The sequence below is a fragment of the Streptomyces thioluteus genome (assembly GCF_039535865.1).
In genome coordinates this window covers 1-17,062 of the sequence record NZ_BAAAXZ010000119.1, presented here as the reverse complement: position 1 = coordinate 17,062, position 17,062 = coordinate 1, and the positions used below count along the sequence as shown (strand labels likewise).

At 74.5% G+C, this 17,062-nt stretch carries 7 protein-coding genes and 8 pseudogenes; 5 read left to right on the top strand and 10 right to left on the bottom strand.

The window, feature by feature from the left end; translation table 11 throughout:
• Positions 1–132: 132 nt before the first annotated feature.
• The 4 genes and pseudogenes from sucB to ABD794_RS15685 all read right to left on the bottom strand — a co-directional run bounded on the left by sucB (position 133) and on the right by ABD794_RS15685 (position 6,687).
• Positions 133–1,893 (bottom strand): annotated as a pseudogene (sucB, locus tag ABD794_RS15700) (2-oxoglutarate dehydrogenase, E2 component, dihydrolipoamide succinyltransferase).
• Positions 1,894–1,941: 48 nt separating this feature from the next.
• Positions 1,942–3,333 (bottom strand): annotated as a pseudogene (lpdA, locus tag ABD794_RS15695) (dihydrolipoyl dehydrogenase).
• A gap of 870 nt (positions 3,334–4,203) precedes the next feature.
• Positions 4,204–5,735 (bottom strand): annotated as a pseudogene (locus ABD794_RS15690) (leucyl aminopeptidase).
• A gap of 157 nt (positions 5,736–5,892) precedes the next feature.
• Positions 5,893–6,687, bottom strand: coding sequence for an adenosylcobinamide-GDP ribazoletransferase (locus ABD794_RS15685; protein WP_344963951.1), 795 nt, complete (start codon positions 6,685–6,687; stop codon positions 5,893–5,895).
• Between the two features lie 90 nt (positions 6,688–6,777).
• On the opposite strand from ABD794_RS15685, the gene ABD794_RS15680 reads away from it, so the two are divergent.
• Positions 6,778–7,515 carry a hypothetical protein gene (locus ABD794_RS15680; RefSeq protein ID WP_344963949.1) on the top strand — a complete coding sequence of 246 codons (738 nt, stop codon included), beginning with the start codon at positions 6,778–6,780 and terminating at the stop codon, positions 7,513–7,515.
• On the opposite strand, the gene ABD794_RS15675 is transcribed toward ABD794_RS15680, so the two are convergent.
• The 4 genes and pseudogenes from ABD794_RS15675 to ABD794_RS15660 form a co-directional block, all read right to left on the bottom strand.
• Complete coding sequence (locus ABD794_RS15675; RefSeq protein WP_344963947.1) at positions 7,482–8,201, bottom strand: hypothetical protein; 720 nt, start codon at positions 8,199–8,201, stop codon at positions 7,482–7,484. The two genes, ABD794_RS15680 and ABD794_RS15675, sit on opposite strands and share 34 nt — an antisense overlap.
• Positions 8,198–9,940, bottom strand: coding sequence for a phosphatidylglycerol lysyltransferase domain-containing protein (locus ABD794_RS15670; RefSeq protein WP_344963945.1), 1,743 nt, complete (start codon positions 9,938–9,940; stop codon positions 8,198–8,200). The genes ABD794_RS15675 and ABD794_RS15670 overlap by 4 nt, the downstream gene beginning before the upstream one ends.
• Positions 9,941–10,021: 81 nt before the next feature.
• The gene (cobT, locus tag ABD794_RS15665; RefSeq protein ID WP_344963942.1) at positions 10,022–11,068 is read right to left on the bottom strand and encodes a nicotinate-nucleotide--dimethylbenzimidazole phosphoribosyltransferase; all 1,047 of its coding nucleotides are present in this window, start codon (positions 11,066–11,068) and stop codon (positions 10,022–10,024) included.
• Between the two features lie 414 nt (positions 11,069–11,482).
• Positions 11,483–12,687, bottom strand: a pseudogene (locus ABD794_RS15660) (bifunctional adenosylcobinamide kinase/adenosylcobinamide-phosphate guanylyltransferase).
• A 125-nt stretch (positions 12,688–12,812) separates the two neighbouring features.
• Between ABD794_RS15660 and ABD794_RS15655 the strand changes: the two are divergent.
• Positions 12,813–13,031, top strand: a complete 219-nt coding sequence (locus ABD794_RS15655) for a hypothetical protein (protein WP_344963940.1) — start codon at positions 12,813–12,815, stop codon at positions 13,029–13,031.
• Between the two features lie 32 nt (positions 13,032–13,063).
• Here the strand turns inward: ABD794_RS15655 and ABD794_RS15650 are convergent.
• Both ABD794_RS15650 and ABD794_RS15645 read right to left on the bottom strand, forming a co-directional pair.
• Positions 13,064–13,747: pseudogene (locus ABD794_RS15650) on the bottom strand (class I SAM-dependent methyltransferase).
• Positions 13,748–13,907: 160 nt separating this feature from the next.
• A pseudogene (locus ABD794_RS15645) lies at positions 13,908–14,390 on the bottom strand (DUF3043 domain-containing protein); the annotation flags it as partial.
• A 318-nt stretch (positions 14,391–14,708) separates the two neighbouring features.
• On the opposite strand from ABD794_RS15645, the gene ABD794_RS15640 reads away from it, so the two are divergent.
• From ABD794_RS15640 to ABD794_RS15630, 3 genes and pseudogenes are all read left to right on the top strand, one after another.
• Positions 14,709–15,497, top strand: coding sequence for a PspA/IM30 family protein (locus ABD794_RS15640; RefSeq protein ID WP_344963936.1), 789 nt, complete (start codon positions 14,709–14,711; stop codon positions 15,495–15,497).
• A gap of 19 nt (positions 15,498–15,516) precedes the next feature.
• A pseudogene (gene pspAA, locus ABD794_RS15635) lies at positions 15,517–15,783 on the top strand (PspA-associated protein PspAA); the annotation flags it as partial.
• A gap of 81 nt (positions 15,784–15,864) precedes the next feature.
• Positions 15,865–17,062 (top strand): annotated as a pseudogene (locus ABD794_RS15630) (sensor histidine kinase); the annotation flags it as partial.

The following is a 17,062-nucleotide window of genomic DNA, read 5'->3' as shown; positions in this document are numbered from 1 at the left end:
ACATGGGTGCGCTCCTCGGCGGCCGGGTGGATCGCAGCCATTATCCCGGTGGACGGAGGGGACAAAGGGCGCGGCCCCGGCTCGTACGGATACGAGCCGGGGCCGCGCCCTCGTGCGAGGCGGAGGAGCCGGTCAGAGACCGATCTCGGTCTCGAACTCGGCGGCCTCCAGGATCGCCTTGACCGTCGTCAGGTAACGGGCCGCGTCGGCGCCGTCCACCAGGCGGTGGTCGTAGGAGAGCGTCACGTACGTCATGTCGCGGACGCCGATGGTGGTGCCCTCCTCGGTCTCGATGACCACCGGGCGCTTGACGGTGGCGCCGATGCCGAGGATCGCGACCTGGTTCGGGGGCACGATGACCGTGTCGAACAGCGCACCGCGCGAGCCGGTGTTGCTGATCGTGAAGGTCGCGCCGGACATCTCGTCCGGGCTGATCTTGCCCGTGCGGACCTTGCCCGCCAGCTCCGCCGTCTTCTTGGCGACGCCCGCGATGTTGAGGTCACCCGCACCCTTGATGACCGGGGTCATCAGGCCCTTCTCCGAGTCGACGGCGATGCCGACGTTCTCGGAGTCGAAGTAGGTGATGGTGCCCTCGTCCTCGTTGATCCGGGCGTTGATGACCGGGTGGGCCTTCAGCGCCTGGACGGCGGCCTTGACGAAGAAACGGCATCGGGGACAGCTTGACGCCCTCGCGGGCGGCGAACGCGTCCTTGGCCTTGCCGCGCATCTTCATGATCTTGGTGATGTCCACCTCGATCACGGAGCTGAGCTGGGCCTGGCCGTGCAGCGCCTTCATCATGTTGTCGGCGATGACCTTGCGCATGCGCGGCATCTTGACGGTCTGACCGCGCAGCGGGGACGCGGCCAGGGCCGGGGCCTTCGGCGCGGCGGCGGCAGCGGCCGGAGCGGCGGCCGGGGCAGCGGCAGGCGGCCTTGGCGGCCTCGGCGGCGGCCAGGACGTCCTGCTTGCGGATGCGGCCACCGACACCGGTGCCCGCGACCGTGGACAGGTTCACGCCGGACTCGGCGGCGAGCTTGCGCACCAGCGGGGTGACGTAAGCACCGTCGGTCGCCGGAGCGGCCGGGGCGACCGGAGCCTTCGGCGCGACGGGGGCCGGAGCCGGGCGGCCGGGGCCGGAGCGGCGGCAACCGGAGCCGGGGCGGCCGGCGCGGGGGCCGGGGCGGCGACCGGAGCCGGAGCCGGCGCGGGGGCGGCGGCCGGGGCCGGAGCAGCGGGGGCAGCGGCAGCGGCCGGAGCGGCACCGGCGGCACCGATCACGGCGAGCTTGGCGCCGACCTCGGCGACCTCGTCCTCGCCGACGAGGATCTCCAGCAGGACGCCGGCGGCCGGGGCCGGGATCTCGGTGTCGACCTTGTCGGTCGAGACCTCGAGCAGCGGCTCGTCCTCGGCGACCTCCTCACCGACCTCCTTCAGCCAGCGGGTGACGGTGCCCTCGGTGACCGACTCCGCCCAGCGCGGGCAGGACGACGTCGGTGCCGGTGGCGGCCGGCAGCGGCCGGGGCCGGAGCGGCGGGGGCCTCGGCGACGGGCGCCGGGGCCGGAGCGGCCGGAGCCTCGGCCACGGGGGCCGGGCGGCGGCGGGGGCCTCGGCGGCAGCGGCCGCCGGAGCCGGGGCGGCAGCGGGCGCACCCGTGCCGTCGTCGATGATCGCCAGCTCCGAGCCGACCCTCGACCGTCTCGTCCTCGGCCACCTTGATGGAGGCGAGGATGCCGGACGCGGGGGCGGGGATCTCGGTGTCGACCTTGTCGGTGGAGACCTCGAGCAGCGGCTCGTCGGCCTCCACTCGCTCACCTTCGGCCTTGAGCCAGCGGGTGACGGTGCCCTCGGACACGCTCTCGCCGAGCGCCGGCAGGGTTACGGAAACCGCCATGGTGCGGTTGCTCCTTACGAGTAGTGCGGATGGTGGTGCGCTCGGGACTCAGTCGTGCGAGTGCAGCGGCTTGCCGGCCAGGGCCAGGTGGGCCTCGCCGAGGGCCTCGTTCTGCGTCGGGTGCGCGTGGATCAGCTGCGCGACCTCTGCGGGCAGCGCCTCCCAGTTGTAGATGAGCTGGGCTTCGCCGACCTGCTCGCCCATGCGGTCGCCGACCATGTGGACGCCGACGACGGCACCGTCCTTGACCTGGACGAGCTTGATCTCGCCCGCGGTCTTCAGGATCTTGCTCTTGCCGTTGCCCGCGAGGTTTGTACTTCAGGCTGACGACCTTGTCGGCGCCGTACAGCTCCTTGGCCTTCGCCTCGGTGATACCGACGGAGGCGACCTCCGGGTGGCAGTACGTGACGCGCGGCACGCCGTCGTAGTCGACCGGCACGGGCTTGAGACCGGCCAGCCGCTCCGCCACCAGGATGCCCTCCGCGAAGCCGACGTGCGCGAGCTGGAGGGTCGGGACCAGGTCACCGACGGCCGAGATGGTCTCGACGTTGGTCCGCATGTACTCGTCGACGAGGACGTAGCCGCGGTCCATGGCGACCCCGGCCTCCTCGTAGCCCAGGCCCTGGGAGACCGGGCCACGGCCGACGGCGACGAGCAGCAGCTCGGCCTCGAAGGTCTTGCCGTTCTCCAGCGAGACCTTCACGCCGTCGGCGGTGTACTCCACGCCGGAGAAGCGGGAGCCCAGGGAGAAGTTGATGCCGCGCTTGCGGAAGGCGCGCTCCAGCAGCTTGGAGCTGTTCTCGTCCTCGACCGGGACGAGGTGCGGGAGCGCCTCGACGATGGTGATGTCGACGCCGAAGGACTTCCACGCGGAGGCGAACTCGACGCCGATGACGCCGCCGCCCAGCACGATCGCGGACTTCGGCACGCGGTCCAGGACCAGCGCGTGGTCCGAGGAGATGACGCGGTCGCCGTCGATGGTCAGGCCCGGCAGCGACTTCGGCACGGAGCCGGTCGCCAGCAGGACGTGGCGGCCGGTGATGCGCTGGCCGTTGACGTCGACGGAGGTGGGGGAGGACAGACGGCCCTCACCGGTGATGTAGGTGACCTTGCGCGAGGCGACCAGGCCCTGCAGACCCTTGTACAGGCCCGAGATCACGTCGTCCTTGTACTTGTGGACGCCCGCGATGTCGATGCCCTCGAAGGTGGGCCTTGACACCGAACTGGGCGCTCTCGCGCGCCTGGTCGGCGACCTCACCGGCGTGCAGCAGAGCCTTGGTGGGGATGCAGCCGCGGTGCAGGCAGGTGCCGCCCAGCTTGTCCTTCTCGATCAGGGCGACGTCCAGACCCAGCTGGGCACCCCGCAGCGCAGCGGGCGTAACCACCGCTACCGCCTCCGAGGATCACTAGGTCGAAAACGGTGCTGGCGTCGTTCGCCACGTCACGTCCTCCATGCATGGGTACGCCGTTGCCGGTCGTCGGTGACGGGCGGCGGCTGTCGTTCGGCCGCTTTGCTTCGGCCTGTGATTACGGGGGCCCTGTCCTGCCGAGACAACATCTTCGCACTTGTTGACGGGGGGCGGGACGCCGGGCCGGTGGCTGGGGGGCGACTGATGCGTCACCTTCGGCGGTTACTCGCGCGTATCGGGAGCCTGTTGCCGGTGTGCGGGCGGGGCGTTCGTCGAGAGGCGAACGGGGTGGGTTGGGTGGTGTGGATTTGCCCCGGTCCCGCCCTTTCACCATTCTCCCGGGGCTCCGCCCCGGGGCCCGGCACCGCGCTCCGCGCGGTGAGCGGTGCTCCGCGCGGTGGGTGGGGGCGGGGCTCCGCCCCTGCGCCCCGGCGGGGGCTGCGCCCCCTGCGCCCCGCTTCCGGGGCTCTGCCTCTGGACTCCTGCCGGGGCTCCGCCCCTGGTCCCCGTTCGGGGCTTCGCCCCGGGCCCCGCAACCGCGCTCCGCGCGGTTGTCCTCAAGCTCCCCGGAGGGGGCAACCCCCGGACGGGCTGGACTGGCGCGCCCGCGCCTGAAATCCAGCCCGGGCGCACCATGCGGCCCGCGCTCCAAATCCGGCGCGGGCGCGCACTTCAGCCCGTCCGGCGCTTGAGGACAGCGCCCGCAGGGCGCTGATGGAGCCCGCGTCGGCGGACCCGGCGGGGTGCAGGGGCGGAGCCCGCGACCTCTGCGCGGAGCGCAACCCCGGCCCACCGCCCGGAGCGCAGCCCCCGCCCCCACCGCCCGGAGAGCGGTCCGGGGCCGGGGCCCCGCCCCGGGAAATGGTGAAGAGGGCGGGGCGGGGAGAGAACCCCTACCCGGTCAGCCCAGGTCGCCCTCGGCCGTCCGCTCCGCGAGGCGGACCAGCGTCCGCACCGCCGAGCCGGTTCCACCCTTCGGGGTGTAGCCGAACGGCGGCGCTCTCGTGGAACGCCGGGCCCGCGATGTCCAGGTGGGCCCAGGTGATGCCCTCGCCCACGAACTCCTGGAGGAACAGACCCGCGATCAGGCCGCCGCCGTTGCGGACGCCCATGTTGGCGATGTCCGCGACCGGCGAGTCCATGGTCTTGCGCAGCTCCGCGGGCATCGGGCATGGGCCATGCCTGCTCGCCGGCCTCCTCGGCGATCTCGTATCAGCGCGGTGCGGAACGCGTCGTCGTTGGCCATCACGCCGAAGGTGCGGTCGCCCAGGGCGAGCACCATGGCGCCGGTGAGGGTGGCCACGTCCACGATCGCGTCCGGCTCCTCCTCGGAGGCGCGGGTCAGCGCGTCGGCGAGCACCAGGCGGCCCTCGGCGTCGGTGTTGAGGACCTCCACCGTCTTGCCGCTGTACATCTTCAGGACGTCGCCCGGACGGGTGGCGGTGCCGGAGGGCATGTTCTCCGCGAGGGCCAGCCAGCCCGTCACGTTGACCTTCAGGCCGAGGCGGGCCGCGGCCACCACGGCGGCGAACACGGCGGCGGCGCCGCTCATGTCGCACTTCATGGTCTCGTTGTGGCCGGCCGGCTTGAGGGAGATGCCGCCCGAGTCGTAGGTGATGCCCTTGCCGACCAGGGCGAGGGTCTTCTCGGCCTTGGGGTGGGTGTAGGCGAGGCGGACCAGCCGCGGCAGGTTGGCGGAGCCCTGGCCGACGCCCATCAGGCCGCCGTAGCCGCCCTTGAGCAGCGCCTTCTCGTCCAGCACCTCGACCTTGAGGCCGAACTCCTTGGCGGCCTCCTGGGCGAGCTGGGCGAAGGATGCCGGGTAGAGGTCGTTGGAGGGCATGTGATCAGGTCGCGGGCCCGGTTGACCTCGGCGGCGACGGCGGCCGCGCGCTCGGCGGCGGCCTTGAAGGCCTTGTCGCGGGGCTTGGCGCCGAGGATCGCGGCCTCGGCCAGCGGCTCGCTCTTGCCGCCCTTGACGGCCTTGCCGTTGCCGTCGGTGCGGTACGCGGTGTAGGCGTACGCGCCCAGCAGCACGCCCTCGCCGATCGCCGCGGCGTCCTCCGCGCCGGTCACCGGCAGGGCGAACGCGGCCTTCTTCGTGCCGGACAGGGCACGGGCCGCGGAGCCCGCGGCGCGGCGCAGCGCCTCACCCTCGTAGTCGTCGCCCTTGGCGGGGACGCCGCCGAGGCCGACCGCCACCACGACGGGGGCCTTGATGCCGGCCGGTGCCGGGAGCTTGGTCACTTCACCCTCGTCGCCGGTGGCGCCGAGGGTCTCCAGGACGGCGGCCAGCTTTCCGTCGAAAGCCTGGTCCACGGCTTCGGCGCCGGGCGCGGCCACGGGCCCCTTGGGGCCCTTGGCGATGCCGACGACGAGGGCGTCCGCACGCAGCGTCGCCGCACTGGAGGTGCTGAGAGTGAGAGCAGTCACGGTGGTGGGTGTCCCTACTTCCGTCGATTTCCTGCGATGTTCCTCGATGAGAGCGCAGCGGGACCGGGCCGGCCGCACTCCGCGCATCGTATGCGCCGGGTCCTCGCCGCCGGTTTCGGGCCTCGGGGCTGGCAGGAGCCTATCCCCGCGCGGTCGTTCAGCCCAGGGCCAGTACGGTCAACGCGCTGGTCGCGGCCGTCTCGGCCAGCGCGCCGAAGACATCGCCGGTGACCCCGCCGAAGCGGCGGCGGCAGTGGCGCAGCAGCAGTTCGGCGGCGAGGAGGGCGGCGAGCACGGCGGCGGCGGTACGGGCCGGCCCGTACGGTCCGAGCGCCGTCCCGGCCGCGGCGGCCGCGCAGACCGCGACGGCGAGCACGGCGACGGCGGCGCGCGCGGGGACGACGCCGGCCACCGCGGCGCCGAGGCCCTCGGGGCGGGCGGCCGGGACGCCCGTGCGGGCGGCGAGGGTCAGGGCGCAGCGGGCGGCGAGGCCCGCGACCAGGGCGGCGAGGAAGCCGTGGGCGCCGCCGGCGGCGTACTGCCCGGCGAGCACGGCGACCTGGCCGAGGAGGACGAACACCAGGGTGATGACGCCGAACGGGCCGATGTCCGACTGCTTCATGATCCGCAGCGCGTCCTCGGCGGGCTTCCCGCTGCCCAGGCCGTCGGCGACGTCGGCGAGCCCGTCGAGGTGGAGGCCCCGGGTGAGCACGGCGGGCAGCGCGGCGGCGGCCACGGCGGCGAGCAGGGGACCGGTGCCCAGCAGCAGGAGCAGCCAGCCCGCGGCCCCGGCCGCGGCGCCGACCGTCAGCCCGGCGAGCGGCGCGGCGAGCATGCCGCCGCGGGCGGCGGACCGGTCCCAGCGCGTCAGGCGCACGGGCAGTACGGTCAGGGTGCCGAAGGCGAACCGGAAGGCGTCGGCGGGCGTGGCAGGGGAAGGGGCGTCGGTCATCGCGGGGGAGCCTATCCCGCCCTCCCCGGCAGGCCGGCGGCTGTGCACATCAAGCCCGTCAGGGGCGGGAGTTCGGGAGCGCGGAGTCCGATGGAACACTGGCTTGACCGCAACATCGTCGAGCCGGGCAAGCTGCCCCTGCTGCTGGCGCTGGCCGCGTTCGTGCTGACCTTCCTGGTCACCCGGGTCATCACCCGGCTGATCCGGGCGGGCAAGGGCCCGTTCCGCAACATCCGCCCCGGCGGGCTGCACGTCCACCACGTCGTACCGGGCGTCGTGCTCATGGTGATCGGCGGGTTCGGCGCGGTCGCGGCGGGCCGGCACGGGCTGGGCGCGGTGGTCTCGGCGGTGCTCTTCGGGACCGGGGCGGGGCTGGTGCTGGACGAGTTCGCGCTGGTCCTCCACCTCGACGACGTCTACTGGACCGAACAGGGGCGCAAGAGCGTCGAGCTCGTGGTGCTGACGGCCGCTCTGGTCGGACTGGTGCTCGCGGGGTTCTCCCCGTTCGGGGTGAACGAGCTGACCCCGGACGAGCTGCAGAGCCGCAGCATCGTGGTGACCAACACCCTGATCAACTTCCTCGTCGCGCTGTTCGCCCTGGCCAAGGGGAAGCCGCGGATCGCCCTGATCGGCGCGGTGGTCCCGCTGGTCGCGCTGATCGGCGCCGTCCGGCTGGCCCGGCCGGGCTCGCCGTGGGCCCGGCGCTTCTACCGGCACCGGCCGCGGGCCCGCCGCCGCGCGCGGGTGCGCGCCTACCGGCACGACGCCCGCTGGGCGGCGGTCCGCAACCGCCTTCACGACCTGGTGGCGGGCGCTCCCGACCGCTGACCGCCGCTGCGGAACCGGTCGTCGCGCGGCTTCCCGCGCCGCCGGAGCGCATCCTCCGTCACGCCGAGCACCAGGATCGCCACCACCGCGGCGATGTGTTCCTTGCCCGCCAGATTGGGCTTGACGAGCACCTCGGCCACCATCGCCAGGACCACCGCGCCGCAGGTGAACCGGGCGCGGTAGCGCCAGCACACGTACACCGCCAGCCCGACGACGGCCGCCGACGGGCCGGTGTCGATCACCTTGGCCGCCTCGGGCGGCAGCCCCAGCACCCCGGGCCCGAGGGCGATGGCGAGGCGCGCGTACATCGTCCCGGCGAGCGTGGCGAGGTAGGCGACGGCCAGCAGCCGGAGGCGGCCCAGGCAGATCTCGGCGATGCCGAAGACGACCAGGACCTGCGCCAGGGCCCCCCACACCGGCAGGTCCAGGGCGGGGACGAAGAGCGACAGCGGGGTCCGCAGCAGCGCGAGCCACCAGGGCAGTTCGGCCCGTACCGAGCCGATCAGCTGGACGGGCCGGTAGCCCCAGGACTGGTTCTGCACGACCTGGAAGGCCGCGGTGAGGACGACCGCCGAGAGGGTCAGCGGAATCGCGCGGAGCCGGTCGCGGGCGATCGCGTCCCGTACGGTCGCGGCGAGCGGGCCCCACTCGGTGCGCGCGGCGCGTCGCAGCGCCGCGCGGTTCATCGTTTGCTCTCCAGGTGCTTGCGGTTCAGCCACTTGGGCAGGCCCGGCGCCTCCAGGAAGCCCTCGGCGCGGGCGCTCGCGATGCCGATCCGCAGCAGGTCACTGCTCTTCTCGAACAGCATGAAACGAGGCTCCCAGATCGGCCGGTACTTCGCATTTGCACGGTAGAGCGACTCGATCTGCCACCAGCGGGAGAAGAAGCTCAGCAGCGAGCGCCAGGCCCGCAGCACCGGGCCGGCCCCCAGCCGCGAGCCGCGCTCGAAGACCGAGCGGAACATCGCGAAGTTCAGCGACACCTGGGTGACGCGCAGCTCCTTCGCCCGCTGGAGCAGCTCGATGACCATGAACTCCATCAGGCCGTTCTCGGAGTCCCGGTCCCGGCGCATCAGGTCCAGGGACAGGCCCTTGGGGCCCCACGGGACGAAGCTCAGCACGGCACGGAGCTCGCCCTTGCCGTCGTGGCACTCCAGCATCACGCAGCGCCCGTCGTCCGGGTCGCCGAGGCGGCCCAGCGCCATGGAGAAGCCGCGCTCGGTCGCCCCGTCCCGCCAGTCGTCGGCGCGGCGCAGCAGTTCGGCCATCTCCTCCTCGGGGATGTCCTCGTGCCGCCGGATCCGCACCGTGTACCCCGCGCGCTTCACCCGGTTGTACGCCTGGCGGACGGTGCGCATCGCGCGGCCCTCCAGGGTGAACTCGGAGGTGTCGACGATGGCCTCGTCGCCCAGTTCGAGGGCGTCCAGGCCGTGCCGGGCGTAGACGGTGCCGCCCTCCTCGCTCGCGCCCATCACCGCGGGGATCCAGCCGTGCGCGCGGGCCTCGGCCAGCCAGGGCTCGATCGCGCCGGGCCAGGCCTCGACGTCGCCGATCGGGTCGCCCGAGGCCAGCGAGACCCCGCCGACCACCCGGTAGGTGACGGCGGCCTTCCCCGAGGGGGACCACACGACGCTCTTCTCGCGGCGCAGCGCGAAGTAGCCCAGCGAGTCGCGGTCGCCGAAGCGGTCGAGGAGGGCGCGCAGCCGCGACTCGTCCTCGGCGGTCAGCGGGTCGGTGGCGCGGCGGGAGCGGAACGCGGCCCACACCACCAGGATCAGCAGCACCGTGCTCATCACGTTGATGACGACGTTGACCCAGTCCGGGGTGTCGATGCCCGGGAAGTGGCTGTCATTGCCCACCAGGAAGATCAGCCGCCGGACGCCGTAGCGCCAGCGCTCCCAGAAGGTGGACGGGTGCGCCTGGTTGGTGACCGTCACCAGCAGCGCGGCGATCAGCGAGGAGACCAGCAGACCGGCGACGGCGACGGCCGCGGCGAGCCGGGGGTTGGAGCGGTCGCCGATCGCGTAGAACTCGCGGCGGCCCACCAGCAGGGCGGTCACGAACAGCGCCGTGATCACCACGGAGAACCAGTTCTGGCCGTGCGCCCGGAACTCCGGATACGCCATCAGCAGCGCGAGCAGCAGCAGGAGCACCCCGGCGAGGGCCAGGTTGAGGATCCAGGCGGCCCGCTTGCGGCGGCGCAGCGTCACGGCCATGAACAGCGACACCACGGCGGAGGTGAAGCTCGCCTCCAGCAGGTACGGCGTGAAGTAGTCGTCCACGGCGTGCCGGCGGATGCTGGCCCCGAAGGACACCCACACCGCGCTGAGCAGGTTGATGAAGGCAACCGCACGCACATACCACACGGCGAAGGCTGCGGCGCGCCGCGGCCAGGGGCCGCCGCGCGCCTCGTCATCCGGAGTCAAGCGGAGTTCTCCCGGTTCCCATGAAGAGTGATCGTCTGGGGATGCGCACGGGGCTGCCTCCGGACCCTGCTGCCGGTGACCTCAGGGGCGCTCGGGGAGCTCCGCCGCCAGGGCCGCGGCCGCCTGCACCAGTGGCAGGGCGAGCAGCGCCCCCGTTCCCTCGCCCAGTGTGACGCCGTGATCGAGCAGAGGGTTGAGTGCAATCCGGTCGAGTGCCTTCGCCTGGGCCGGGTCGCCGGCGTTCTGCCCGGCGAGCCACCAGTCCGGGGCCCGGAAGGCGATGCGCTGGGCGACCAGCGCGCAGGCCGCGGAGACCACGCCGTCCAGGATCACGGGCGTGCGGCGCACCGCGCTCTGCAGCAGGAAGCCGGTGATCGCGGCCAGGTCCGCGCCGCCGGACGCGGCCAGCAGCTCCAGCTGGTCGCCGAGCGCGGGCCGGGCCCGGCGCAGGGCGTCGCGGATCGTGGCGCACTTGCGCATCCAGGCCAGGTCGTCGATGCCGAAGCCGCCGCGGCCGGTGACGACCGAGGCGTCCGTCCCGCACAGCGCGCCGATCAGCGTGCCGGCGGCCGTCGTGCCGCCGATGCTCAGGTCGCCGAGGACGACGAGGTCGGTGCCGGAGTCCGCCTCCTCGTCGGCGACCGCCATGCCGGCCCGGAAGGCCCGCTCCGCCTCCTCCGCGGTCAGCGCGTCCTCGACGTCGATCCGGCCGGAGCCGCGGCGCACCCGGTGCCGGATGACCTCCTCGGGCAGCAGCTCCGGGTCGCAGTCCACGGCCATGTCGACGACCCGCAGGCCGGCGCCGAAGCGGCGGGCGAGGACGGCGGGGGCGCTCTCGCCCTCCAGGGTGGCGCGCACCAGCTCGTACGCGCCGCCGGCCGGGCCGGCGGAGACGCCGAGGGCGGCTACGCCGTGGTCGCCGGCGAAGAGGATCGCCTTCGGCCGTTGGACCGGCTTCACCGGCACGCCGCCCTGCGCGGCGGCGAGCCACTCCCCGATCTCGTCCAGGCGGCCGAACGCCCCCGGCCGCGGCCCGAGCCGCGCGCGCCGCTCCTCGGCGTCGCGGCGCACGCCGGCGTCGGGCCGCTCGATCAGCGTGGCGAAGTCATCAAGATTCAGACCGCTCATCCGCGACACACTACCCCTGCCGGGGGCTTGTATTACGGGGTGTTGTGGGCAGGTGGGGGTGGTTGTGCCCCGGCCCCGCCCTTCCACCGTTCCTCCCGGGGCCGCGCCCCTCGCCCGCCCCCGCGCGCCGCCGGCCGGCCGGGGCTCCCCGCCGGGCCCCGCGACGCGGCTGGCTGTGCCGCGTTCGTCCTCGGATGCCGGACGGGCTGGATTCGGGGCTCCGCCCCTGGCCCCTGCAAGCGGCTTCGCCGCTTGTCCTCAAGCGCCGGACGGGCTGCTTGTCGCGCCCGGGTACGGATCCAGCCTGTCCGGCGTCCGAGGACAGCGCCCGGAGGGCGCTTCGGGGGCCGGGGGCGCCCGGGGAGGCGGGGAGAGGGCGGGGCTGGGGCAACCCCCGTACCGGCCTGCGCGCGGCTAGCCGCGCAGCCGCACCGCCTGCCCCGCCACCACCATCAGCACCTGCTCGCACTCCCCGGCCACCCCCGCGTTCAGCCGCCCCAGCTCGTCGCGGAAGCGCCGTCCCGACGCCGTGGCGGGCACGACCCCGGAGCCGACCTCGTTGCTCACCGCCACCACCGTGCGCCGGGTGGCCCGGACGGCCGCCACGAGCGCGGCCATCCGCTCCGCCAGCGCCGTCGCGCCGCCGTTCGCCCACCGTTCGTCGTCCCACGCCCCGACGGAGTCCATCGCGTCGGTGAGCCACAGGGCCAGGCAGTCGATCAGCAGCGGCGGGCCGTCGGCCGTCAGCAGGGGGACGAGGTCGCAGGTCTCGGCCGTGCGCCAGGACGCGGGGCGGCGCTCGCGGTGGAGCGCTATGCGGGACGCCCAGTCCCGGTCCCCTTCCCGCGTGCCGCCCGTCGCGACGTAGAGGACGTCCGGGAAGGACTCCAGCCGCCGCTCCGCCTCCACGGACTTGCCGGAGCGGGCCCCGCCGAGGACCAGCGTGCGCCGCGGCACGTCCGGCACCGCGTGGTAGTCGCCCACGGTCACCCGAACTGCCGTCGCGCACCGCCCGCGCCCCGGCCGCGGCCAGCCGGCGGTGCAGCTCGCCGCCCGGCGGCACGTCGTGGTCGAGGTGCACGGCGAGCACGTCCGTCGTCGCCGTCACCGCGCCCGTCTCGCGCAGCCGGGCGAGCGCGTCGGGCCGGCCGACGACGTCCAGCAGGACGGCGTCGTACGGAGGGGAGGACGCGGCGGAGAGCCCGGCGGGGGCGCCGCCCGGCGGCAGGTACAGCAGCCGGTCGCCGTCCGGCCCCGTCACCTCGTAGCCCGTGCCCGGCGCGTCCAGGGCCACCGCCCGCACCCGGTGTCCGCTGATCACCGACAGCTCGCGGCCGTCCGGCACCCGCCCCGGCGCCGGCAGCCCGGCGGGGAACTCGACGGCCGGGCCGTCGTGCGGGTGGGAGAGCAGCACCTGCCGCACCCCGCCGATCGACCGGCCCGCGCGGGCCGCGGCGAACGGCCGGGCCGGGGGTGAGGTCGAACAGCAGCGCGCCGTCGACGAGCAGGGCGGTCGCGGCCCGGGCGTCCTCGCCCACGGCGGTGGCGCAGGCGGCGCAGGGGCAGCCGGGGCGCGGCAGCCCGTCGGGGGCTCCGGTGCCGAGCAGTGTCAGTTCCACGCCCCGATCGTCTCGCGTCCACGGACCGCGGGCGCGCCGGGATCACCCTTTCTCGCCCGGGCCGCGCCGCCTAGGCTGCGACGGGTCAGCGCACAAGCGGCGAACGAGAGCCCGAGGAGTCGTACATGGCGTGGGTGTGGCGGTTCGAGAAGACCGACGGCACGGAGACGGCTCCGCCGGTGGAGCCGGAGGAGTTCACGACGCAGGGCGACGCGGAGTCCTGGATCGGGGAGGAGTGGCGTGCGCTGCTCGACGGCGGCGTGGACCAGGTCCGCCTCTTCGAGGACGGCAAGGAGGTCTACGCCGCGCCGATGAGCCTGCACGGCGCGGCCGACGCGGGCTGACCGCCGGGCCGGGGCCGGCCGGGGCCGGGGCGTCAGCCGCCCCGCACCCCGCACAGGTGCAGCAGACCCGCCACCGCCCGGTACGGATCCGTCCGCCCCGCGCGTTCCTCCGCCGCGAGGACGGCGTCCAGGGCCGGGCCCTGGACGCCCGGGCCCGGCCGTTCCGTGAACACCCGCACCCCGTACCAGGACCGCAGCGGCGCCCCGATCCCCGCCAGCGTGGCCGTCAGCGTCTCCCGCCGGTCGGCGCGCACCCGCGCGCCGGACGACGGGTCGACGGAGTGCGGGGAGTCGAAGGCGGCCAGCGCCGCGTCCCAGTCACCGGCCAGCCCGGGGCCCGCAGCGCCAGCGCGTCCGCGTTGCGGACGACCAGCGAGAGCAGACCGCCGGGCGCGAGCACCCGGGCCAGGCCGGCCAGCAGCGGGTCCGGTTCCTCTACGTGCATCAGCACGCCGTGGCACAGCACGATGTCGAAGGCCCCCGGGGTGAAGTGCACCCCCGTGTCCCGCCCGTCGCCCTCGATCAGCCGGACCCGTTCGCGGATGCCGGCCGGCTCGGCGGCCAGCGCCGTGCGGACCGCCGCGACGGGTCGCGGCGTCCGCCTCCAGCGCGGTCACCTCGTGCCCGGCGCGGGCCAGCCGCAGGGCCTGGGTGCCGTGGGCGAGGCCCACGTCCAGGACGCGCAGCCGCCGCCCGACCGGGAAGCGGCTGCCTATCTGCTCGTCGAGCTGCCGGCCGACGAGCTCGTGGCGGACCGTGTTCCGTAGACCGTCGAAGCCCTCGGAGGGCCCCCACGCGGACTCGCTCAGGGCTTCTCCCCGCGCTTGACCTTCGGCTTGGGCAGCCGCAGCGGCGCATCTGGAGGGTGCGCATCAGCGCGTAGGGGATGGCGCCGCGGGTGTTCTCGTCGGGGAAGCGCTTCTTGAGCGCCTTCCGCAGGGTGACGGCGGTGAAGACCGAGTTGGCGACGATCAGCAGGATGACGACCATCCACAGCAGCAGCACGTACTGCTGGAACGCCCCCCGGTGATCATGCTCAGGACGAGGATGACCACCGCGAGCGGCAGGAAGAACTCGGCGACACGAGTACCGCGCGTCCACGAAGTCGCGCACGAAGCGGCGGACCGGGCCCTTGTCGCGGACCGGCAGGAACCGCTCGTCGCCATTGGCGAGCGCCTCGCGCTGCCGGGCGAGGTCGGTCCGGCGGGCCTCGCGGGCGCGCTTGGACGCGTCCTTGCCCTTGCCGGCGGTGGAGGTACTGGCCAGGCTGCGGCGCTGCGAGGAGGCCTCGCTGCGCTGGGCGTGGGGCGGCCCTTGGGGGCCTCGGGGTGACGGGGGCTGCGGCTCGTCCGCGGTCACCTTGGCGGTGGCCTTCGCGGACTGCTCTTCCTTGGAACGGCTTCGGAACACGGAACCCAAGGGTACGGGGTTCCCCGGGGTGGGCCACAGCCTTCCCGGGAACGATGTGGGCACGGTCCGGGCGGGCGGGCCCCGCCGGCCTCGGGGGACCGTCTACTCCTCCGGCCGGAGGAGGGCGCCCTCCTGATCGTCCTGGAGGAGGAGCGCATCGGCGCCCGGACAGTGCGGTAATGGGGACGGGCCCCGTACTGTGGGTTCTGTTAGGTGTGATGGAGCCGAAGCCCGAGCTAGTCGGTCAGAAGGGGGCGCGCGAGGCCCATGAGCGGTGTCATGAAGCGTATGGGGATGATTTTCCGCGCGAAGGCCAACAAGGCCCTGGACCGGGCCGAGGATCCGCGCGAGACCCTCGACTACTCGTACCAGAAACAGGTCGAGCTGTTGCAGAAGGTGCGCCGGGGCGTGGCCGACGTCGCCACCTCCCGCAAGCGCCTGGAGCTCCAGCTGAGCCAGCTCCAGGGACAGTCCTCGAAGCTGGAGGAGCAGGGCCGCAAGGCGCTCGCGCTGGGCCGCGAGGACCTGGCGCGCGAGGCGCTCACCCGCCGCGCCGCCCTCCAGCAGCAGGTCAGCGATCTGGAGACGCAGCACCAGACCCTCCAGGGCGAGGAGGAGAAGCTCACGCTCGCCTCCCAGCGCCTCCAGGCCAAGGTCGACGCCTTCCGCACCAAGAAGGAGACCATCAAGGCCACCTACACCGCCGCCCAGGCCCAGACCCGGATCGGCGAGGCGTTCTCCGGCATCTCCGAGGAGATGGGCGACGTCGGCATGGCCATCCAGCGGGCCGAGGACAAGACGCAGCAGATGCAGGCCCGCGCCGGTGCCATCGACGAGCTGCTCGCCTCGGGCGCCCTCGACGACCCGACCGGCACCGCCAAGGACGACATCACCGCCGAGCTGGAGCGCCTGTCCGGCGGCAACGACGTCGAGCTGGAGCTCCAGCGCATGAAGGCCGAGCTCGCCGGCGGCGGCGCCGCCAAGCCCGCCATCGAGGGCGGTCAGCAGCAGGCGGCGCAGCAGCCGCAGGACCGGCCCGACTTCAACAAGCGCTGACGGAACGGGTGGAGGCGTCATGATCGTCCGCATCATGGGGGAAGGCCAGTGGAAGCTGGCCGACAGCCACTTCACCGAGCTCAACAAGCTGGACGACGAGCTCCTCGACGAGATGGAGAGCGGCGACCGGGAGGGCTTCCGCCGGACCCTGGGCGCCCTCCTCGAAGCGGTCCGCCGGCTCGGCAGCCCGCTGCCCGACGACGCCCTGGAACCCTCCGAGCTGATCCTGCCCGCGCCGGACGCCTCCCTGGAGGAGGTCCGGCAGATGCTCAGCGACGACGGCCTGCAGTCCCCGGCTGACACCCGCCCCGCGCGCCCCTCCCGCCGCCCGCGACGGGGCGCGCGGGACGTCCCCCCGACGGATGCGATGACCACCCTCGCCGTCTCCGGCTTCACCCGGCCGCAGCGCTGGCTGCGCGCCCACCCCGTCGCCGCGAACGCCCTGCTGGCCTCGGGCGTGTTCGCCACCATGCTGATCGGCGCCCTCCTGGGGCGGGACGCGAGCCGCAGCCCGCTCGCCCCCGGCTACGTCCTGCTGGCCCTCCTCGCCGCCATCGCCCTGGTGGCCCGCCGCCGGGCGCCCCGCCTGGTGCTCGCCGTCACCTCCGCGTTCTCCGTCGCGCCGGCGCGGCGACCGCCGCGGACGGCGCCCCGACGCACCCAGATCGCCACCTCCGCCGTGGTCGCGCTGTAACACCGTCGCCGCCCGCACGGAGCGCCCCACCGCCTGGCGCATCGCGGCCGTGGCCGTCACCGCCCTCACCGGCGCGGTGATGCTGGTCGGCCCGCAGCCCCTGGTACGCGGAGGAGAACCTGGGGCTCTTCGCCTGGATGGGCATGGCCGCCGCGGCCCGGCGACGCGGTCCGCAGCCGGCGCGCGTACGTCCGCCGCCGTCGAGGAACGCGCCCTGCGGGCCGAGCGGTCCCGCGAGGACGAGGCCCGCCGCCGGGTCGCCGAGGAGCGGATGCGCATCGCCCGTGAGCTGCACGACGTCGTCGCGCACCACATCGCGCTCGTCAACGTCCAGGCGGGCGTGGCCTCGCACGTCCATGGACAGCCGTCCGGACCAGGCCAAGGAGGCGCTGGCGCACGTCCGCGAGGCGAGCCGCTCGGCGCTGGGCGAACTCCGCGCCACCGTCGGCCTGTTGCGCCAGTACGGCGACCCCGAGGCGCCCCACCCAGCCGGCGCCCCGGCCTCGCGGCGCTCGGCGGGCTGGTGGACGGCTTCGCCCGGGCCGGCTGCCGGTGGACGTCGCCCTCGTGGGCCCGGCCGGCGCGGGCACCGGCGCCGACCGGGTGCCCGACGTCGTCCGGCCCGCTGCCCGCCGCCGTCGACCTCACCGCCTACCGGGTGCTCCAGGAGGCGCTCACCAACGTCCGCAAGCACGCCGGCCCCGGGGCCCGCGCCGAGGTGGCGGTCCTGCGCGCGCCCGACGGGCTGGTGCTGACCGTCCTCGACGACGGGACGGGCGTGGCGGAGGGAGCCGAGGCCGGCGCCCCCGGGCGGCGGGCACGGCCTGGTCGGCATGCGGGAACGGGTCGCGGCCCTCGGCGGCACGATCGA